This is a genomic window from Microbacterium sp. 13-71-7 (assembly GCF_002257455.1).
In the GTDB taxonomy this organism is placed as follows: domain Bacteria; phylum Actinomycetota; class Actinomycetes; order Actinomycetales; family Microbacteriaceae; genus Microbacterium.
Map to the genome: position 1 here is coordinate 1 of NZ_NCKN01000223.1, position 6,347 is coordinate 6,347.

A 6,347-nucleotide genomic window follows, 5' to 3' on the forward strand; every position below is an offset into this window, starting at 1 on the left:
CCGCCAGTCGACGAGCTCGGCGGGGATCTCCTGCAGGAACCGGCTCGGCATCGCGACAGAGACCTCGCCGAACTGTGCGCGGGTCATCGCGAGCGAGATGTGCAGACGCTTGCGGGCGCGCGTGATCCCCACGTAGAAGAGACGCCGCTCCTCCTGCGGACCGCCGGGCTCGTTCGCCGAGATGCGGTGCGGGATGAGGTCCTCCTCCACGCCCGTCACGAAGACGGCATCGAACTCGAGGCCCTTCGCCGTGTGCATCGTCATGAGCGAGACCACGCCGGACTCGTCGTCGAGGTCGTCGGCGTCGGAGACGAGCGCGACCTCGGTGAGGAAGTCGGCGATCGTGCCCTCCGGATTGTTCCGTGCGAAGTCGCGGGTCACCGCGATGAGCTCGTCGAGGTTCTCCAGCCGCGCCTCGTCCTGCGGGTCGCGGCTCGCGCGCAGCGCGTCCATGTAGCCGCTCTTCTGCAGCAGCAGCGTGAGCCCCTCGGCGACCGCCGTGGGCGGCGCCACCTCGCCGGACGCGGGCAGCATGATCTCGGTCGCCTCGCGCAGCACCGCGTCCAGCAGCGCGATCGCGGCCTGGATCTTGGGCCCGACACCGAGCTGGCCCGGGTGCGCGAGAGCGTCACGGAAGCTCAGCCCGTGCTCCTCCGCGAAGCGCGCGATCGACGTCTCGGTGACGTCGCCGATGCCGCGGCGCGGCTTGTTCAGGATCCGCCGCACCGCCATCTCGTCGGCCGGGTTCGCGACCGCGACGAGATACGCGAGCGCGTCCTTGATCTCGGCGCGCTCGTAGAACTTGGTGCCGCCCATGATCTTGTACGGCACGGCGGAGCGGATGAAGATCTCCTCCAGCGCGCGCGACTGCGAGTTGGTGCGGTAGAAGACCGCCATCTCGCCGTAGGGCATGCCGGCACGACGCAGCGACTCGACCTCGTCCGCGACGAACTGCGCCTCGTCGTGCTGCGAGTAGCCGGTGAACCCGACGATCGCGTGACCGGATCCCTTGTCGCTCCAGAGCTTCTTGTCCTTGCGGTCGAAGTTGTTGCTGATCACGGCGTTCGCCGCCGACAGGATGTTCTGCGTCGAGCGGTAGTTCTGCTCCAGCAGCACGACCTTCGCGCCGGGGAAGTCGCGCTCGAACTCGCTGATGTTGCGGATGTCCGCGCCGCGGAAGGCGTAGATCGACTGATCGGAGTCTCCGACGACGGTGAGCGAGGCGCCCGGCTCGGCGCCGGCCGCCTCGTGCGGGTCGGGCTCGAAGATCATCATTCCGTTGGAGGCATACGGCTCGGGCGCATCGCCCTGCACCGGACGGGTGAGCTCGTGGATCAGGGCGTACTGGGCGGCGTTGGTGTCCTGGTACTCGTCCACGAGGATGTGCCGGAAGCGACGCCGGTACACGTCGGCGACCTGCGGGAACGCGCGGAAGAGGTACACGGTCTGGCCGATGAGGTCGTCGAAGTCGAAGGCGTTGGCCTTCTGCAGCTGGCGCTGGTAGTCGGCGAAGACCTCGACGAAGACGCGCTCGGCCGGATCCGACATGTTCGCCTGCCGGGCGTAGGACTCGGCGTCCTGCAGCTCGTTCTTGAGCTTCGAGATCCGCGACTGCATCGCCGCAGGCGTGAACCCGAACGCGTCGGCCTCATGCTCCTTGACGAGCCGCTTGATGAGCGCGCGCGAGTCGCCCGAGTCGTAGATCGTGAACGACTTCGTGAAGCCGAACTGCTCGGCCTCACGGCGCAGGATCCGCACGCACGCGGAGTGGAACGTCGAGATCCACATGCCGCGCGCGGAATCGCCCACGAGCTGCTCGACGCGCTCGCGCATCTCCCCGGCGGCCTTGTTGGTGAACGTGATCGCCAGGATCTGGCTGGGCCAGGCCTCCCGCTGCCTCAGCAGCAGGGCGATGCGGCGGGTGAGCACACTGGTCTTGCCCGACCCCGCGCCGGCGACGATCAGCAGCGCCTGCCCGCGGTAGGTGACCGCGTCGAGCTGCTGCGGGTTGAGCCCCGAGAGCAGGTCGTCGGCGGAGGCGCCGGAGGCCGGCCCCACCGGCCCTCGGAGGGAGGATCCGGGCGGGAGGATGACGGGGGAAGGGGCTTCGCTCATGACCTCCCAAGTCTAGGTCCGCCCGCCGACATCGAACCCTGCCCTGTGCGGCCGCTCAGTCCCGGAAGGCGGCCTGCCCGAGATCGGGATGATCCACGAAGACCCCGTCCACGCCGGTGTCGCCGATCGCCGCCCATTCCGCCCGGTAGTCCCCGGAGGCGGCCTGGGCGCCGTTGCGGTACCGGCGATCGAGGAAGGCGTTCTCGGGGCGGCAGGTCCAGGTGAACACGACGAGGCCGCGTGCGTGCGCCTCCGCGACCAGGTCGCGGCCGGTCCGGCGCAGCAGGATCTGCTTGTCCACGCTGATGCCGTCGACGTCGCCGGTCAGGGCGTCCAGTCCGGCCGGCGTGAGCGATTCCGCATAGTCGGGTGCTTCGGCCCCGTCGCGCGCGACGAGATCCGCAGGCGCACCCTCGGCCTCGAGCAGGAAGACGTAGACCGCCTGCACGCCGCGCCTGCGCAGGTCTCGGAGCACGGTCTGCTCGAAGGACTCGAGCCACAGCGGATGCTCTCCCGAAGCCCAGCCCGCGGCCCGCAGATCGCGCTCGACGAGCGCCGCGAGGTCGTGCCCTGCCTCCGCGAAGAACGTGGCGTGCTTGATCTCCAGCACGACGCCGAGCTCGCGGCCGTGCTCGGCCGAGGCCTCCGCGACGAGCGCCAGCAGCTCGGACAGGCGCAGGATCGGCTCGGTGTCGTCGAACCCGGCGGATCCCGGCCTCAGCGCCGGTACGCGCTCCCGGCAGCGCAGCGTGGCCAGCTCGGCCCACGTGAAGTCCTCGGTGAACCAGCCGGTGAGCGGCACCCCGTCGATGCGCTTCGTGGTGCGCCGATCGGCGAACTCGGGATGATCGGCGACATCGGTCGTCCCGGAGATCTCGTTCTCGTGCCGGATCACCAGCACGCCGTCGCTCGTCGCGACGACATCGGGTTCGACCGCGTCCGCGCCCATCGCGAACGCGAGGCGGTAGGAGGAGGCGGTGTGCTCCGGGCGATAACCGGGAGCGCCGCGATGGCCGATGATCAGGGGGACGTCGAGCGGGATCCGTCGGGTCACGCTCTCAGCGTACGGCAGTGCCGCTCAGAGGATCCGCCGCTATCGTAGAGGGAAGATGACCACCACTTCTGAGGAGTGAGGCCGACCATGAGCAACTTCGCGTTCAACAACCCGGCGTTCAAGGAGAAGGATCCGCGCGCTGTCGCGACCTATCCCGGAGCCCCGCAGGCGGGCGCCCAGAACGGGCAGTACGCCCCGCCGCCGCCCGCCGGCCAGTTCGCCGCGGCGCAGCAGGCCGCCGTGAACGCCAACCTCGAGGGGATGTACGCGGCTCCCCCGGCGGGCTCGATCGAGACCAACCGGATGACCGTCGAGGACACCGTCTGGAAGACCGCGGGCCTGTTCGGCATCCTGCTGGTCTTCGCCGTGATCGGCTGGTTCTTCACGCTCGGCGGCGCGGCACTCCCCAATACCTCCGACCCGTACGTGCATGCGGCCGCCCTCAGCAGGATCCAGCTGTGGCCGTGGCTCGTCGGCGCACTCGGCGGCTTCGTGCTCGCCATGGTCGTGAGCTTCACCTCCCGCAAGAAGGTGCGCCCCGCGCTGATCTTCGCCTACGCGGCGTTCGAGGGCCTGTTCGTCGGCGGCATCTCCGCCTTCTTCGAGGTGCGGTTCCCCGGCATCGTGCTGCAGGCGAGCCTCGCGACGATCGCCGTCGTCGCGGTCACCCTGGCCCTGTTCGCGAGCGGCAAGGTGCGCGCCTCGGCGAAGATGACCAAGATCGTGATGATCGCGATGCTCGGCTACCTCGTCTTCTCGCTGCTCAACGTCGGGCTGATGCTCTTCGGCGTGCTGCCGCAGAACCAGATGTTCGGCCTCCTCAGCCAGGTCAAGATCCTCGGCATCCCGCTCGGCCTCATCATCGGCGTGCTCGTGGTCTTCATGGCCGCGTACTCGCTGGTCATGGACTTCGACCAGATCCAGCAGGGCGTCCGCAACGGCGCTCCGCGCGTCTACGGCTGGCTCGGCGGCTTCGGCATCATGGTCACCGTCGTCTGGCTGTACGTCGAGATCCTGCGCATGATCGCGATCGCCCGAGGCAACAACTAGTCGCGCTCGGAATCAGACGAAGGCCGCCCTCTTCGGAGGGCGGCCTTCGTCGTTCCGGCAGGACGGATCCGCTCAGCCGCGCGCCTTCTGCTCGAGCAGTGCGCGCTCCCGGTCGTTGCCCGCGAGGCCCGCCGCGACCGCGAACTCCGACCGCGCCTCCTCCTCGGCCCAGCCGCAGCAGCAGCTCGCCGCGGGTCGCGGGCAGCAGGTGGTACCCGCGCAGCGCGCCGCCTTCGACGAGCGCGTCGATGATGCGCAGCGCCGAAGCCGGTCCCGTGGCCATCGCCACGGCGGCGGCGCGGTTGAGCTCCACGACCGGCGACGGCGCGATCCGGCCGAGCGCCTCGTAGAGCAGCACGATCGTGGCCCAGTCGGTCTCCTCGACAGAAGGCGCGACGGCATGGCACTCCGCGATCGCCGCCTGCAGCCCGTACGCGCCGCGGCCTCGGCCGAACGCGTCCGCACGCGCCAGGGCGGCACGGCCTCGTGCGATCCTGCCGCGGTCCCACAGCCGACGGTCCTGGTCCGCGAGGAGCACCGGATCCCCGTGCGCATCGACCCGTGCCGGGAAGCGGGCGGCCGTGAGCTCCATGAGCGCCAGCAGCGCATGCACATCGGGCTCACCGGGCAGGAGCGCGGCGAGCACCCTGGCCAGCCGGATCGCCTCGCGCCCCAGGTCCGGACGCAGCAGATCCTCCCCCGCCGTCGCCGCGTGCGCCTCGTTGAACACGAGGTACAGCACGCCGAGCACGGCGCCGAGCCGTGCGGGGAGCTCCTCCCGCGACGGCACCTCGAACGGGGCCTTCGCCGCGGCGAGGGTCTTCTTGGCGCGCACGATCCGCTGCTGCACGGTCGCGGTCGGCACGAGGAAGGCGCGGGCGATCTGCTCGGTGCCGAGGCCGCCCACCACGCGCAGCGTGAGCGCCACGCGTGCCTCCCGCGAAAGCACCGGGTGGCAGGCGATGAACACGAGCCGCAGCACGTCGTCGTCGATCGCGTCAGGATCCCACGGCGGCGCGTCGAGGGCGTCGTCCTGCTCCCGCGCGAGGTCGTGGGCGATCACCGCGAGCCGGTCGTCGTAGCGCTCCCTGCGCCGCCAGCCGTCGATCGCGCGGCGCTTGGCGACCGCCGTCAGCCAGGCGGCGGGGTTCGCGGGCACGCCGTCCTTCGGCCACTGCGCGAGCGCGTCCAGGAGTGCGTCCTGGGCGAGGTCCTCCGCGACGCCGAAGTCGCCGGTGAAACGGGTCAGGGTCGCGACGATGCGCGCCGACTCGATGCGCCACACCGCGGCGACGGCGCGCTCCGTCGGGGAGCCCGCCGTCGCCGTGGAATCGGATCCCGGCATGGTCCTCACTCGGCCGCGCGGGCGGCCGCCTCCTCGCGCCAGCCGGCCTCCTTCTGGATCCACTCGTTGTCGGCCGGGAAGTCCTCCAGCTCCGTGACGCGACGCACCTCGAGGTACGCGCCGGGGCCGAGCGGGGCGCGCTTGGCCCACTCCGCCGCCTCCTCGCGCGTGGACACCTCGATGATCCAGAAGCCGTTGAACAGCTCCTTGGTCTCGCCGTAGGGGCCGTCGGTGACCAGCGGCGCCTCAGCGGAGAAGTCGACGACGAAGCCCTCGGCCGCGTCGGTGAGCCCCTCACCGGCGATCAGCACGCCCGCCTTGATCATCGACTCGTTGTACCGGCCCATCGCCGCGATGACCTCTTCGAACGGCATGTCCTCGTACGCCCGCACACCCTGGTCGTCTGCGCGCATGATCAGCATGAACTTCATGGTCTCTGTCTCCTCGTCTCAGGTCGTGTCTCGACCCTCTCACTGAAGACGTCGAACGAGAAGACGCCGGATCGACACTCCGTCGAAGATTCTTCGAAAGATTTCTACACTGCTCATGTGACCTCACCCTCGCCCCTCACCACCGCCGTCCGAGAGGCCCTGCACGATGCGGCGGATCCGGCACTCGCCCCCGGCCAGCAGGCGTACATGAAGTCGGCCATGCCGTTCCTCGGCGTCCGGGTGCCCGACGTCAGGCGGCTCACCAGGGGGGCCGCGCGCGGCACGGTCGATGCGGATGAGCTGCGCGACGCCGCGCTCGAGCTGTGGCGCGCCGCGCGTTTCCGAGAGGAGC

5 protein-coding genes and 1 pseudogene are annotated in these 6,347 nt (G+C 70.2%); 2 read left to right on the plus strand and 4 right to left on the minus strand.

Going from position 1 to position 6,347, the window contains the following annotated elements:
- Both B7X32_RS17075 and B7X32_RS17080 read right to left on the minus strand, forming a co-directional pair.
- On the minus strand, positions 1 to 2,115 hold a 2,115-nt coding region (locus tag B7X32_RS17075; protein WP_292722331.1), incomplete at its 3' end, for a UvrD-helicase domain-containing protein.
- A gap of 55 nt (positions 2,116 to 2,170) precedes the next feature.
- A complete protein-coding gene (locus tag B7X32_RS17080; protein ID WP_292722336.1) occupies positions 2,171 to 3,169 on the minus strand; it encodes a glycerophosphodiester phosphodiesterase family protein in 999 nt (332 codons plus the stop codon).
- An 87-nt stretch (positions 3,170 to 3,256) separates the two neighbouring features.
- On the opposite strand from B7X32_RS17080, the gene B7X32_RS17085 reads away from it, so the two are divergent.
- Positions 3,257 to 4,219 (plus strand): Bax inhibitor-1/YccA family protein, encoded by a 963-nt coding sequence (locus tag B7X32_RS17085; protein ID WP_292722340.1) that lies wholly within the window; start codon positions 3,257 to 3,259, stop codon positions 4,217 to 4,219.
- Positions 4,220 to 4,291: 72 nt separating this feature from the next.
- On the opposite strand, the pseudogene B7X32_RS17090 reads toward B7X32_RS17085, so the two are convergent.
- Together B7X32_RS17090 and B7X32_RS17095 are read right to left on the minus strand one after the other, a co-directional pair.
- Positions 4,292 to 5,564, minus strand: a pseudogene (locus tag B7X32_RS17090) (RNA polymerase sigma factor).
- Between the two features lie 5 nt (positions 5,565 to 5,569).
- Complete coding sequence (locus tag B7X32_RS17095) at positions 5,570 to 5,995, minus strand: YciI family protein (protein WP_292722343.1); 426 nt, start codon at positions 5,993 to 5,995, stop codon at positions 5,570 to 5,572.
- A 117-nt stretch (positions 5,996 to 6,112) separates the two neighbouring features.
- Between B7X32_RS17095 and B7X32_RS17100 the strand changes: the two genes are divergently transcribed.
- Positions 6,113 to 6,347 (plus strand): DNA alkylation repair protein (locus B7X32_RS17100; protein WP_292722345.1); only part of this gene is annotated, 235 nt, incomplete at its 3' end.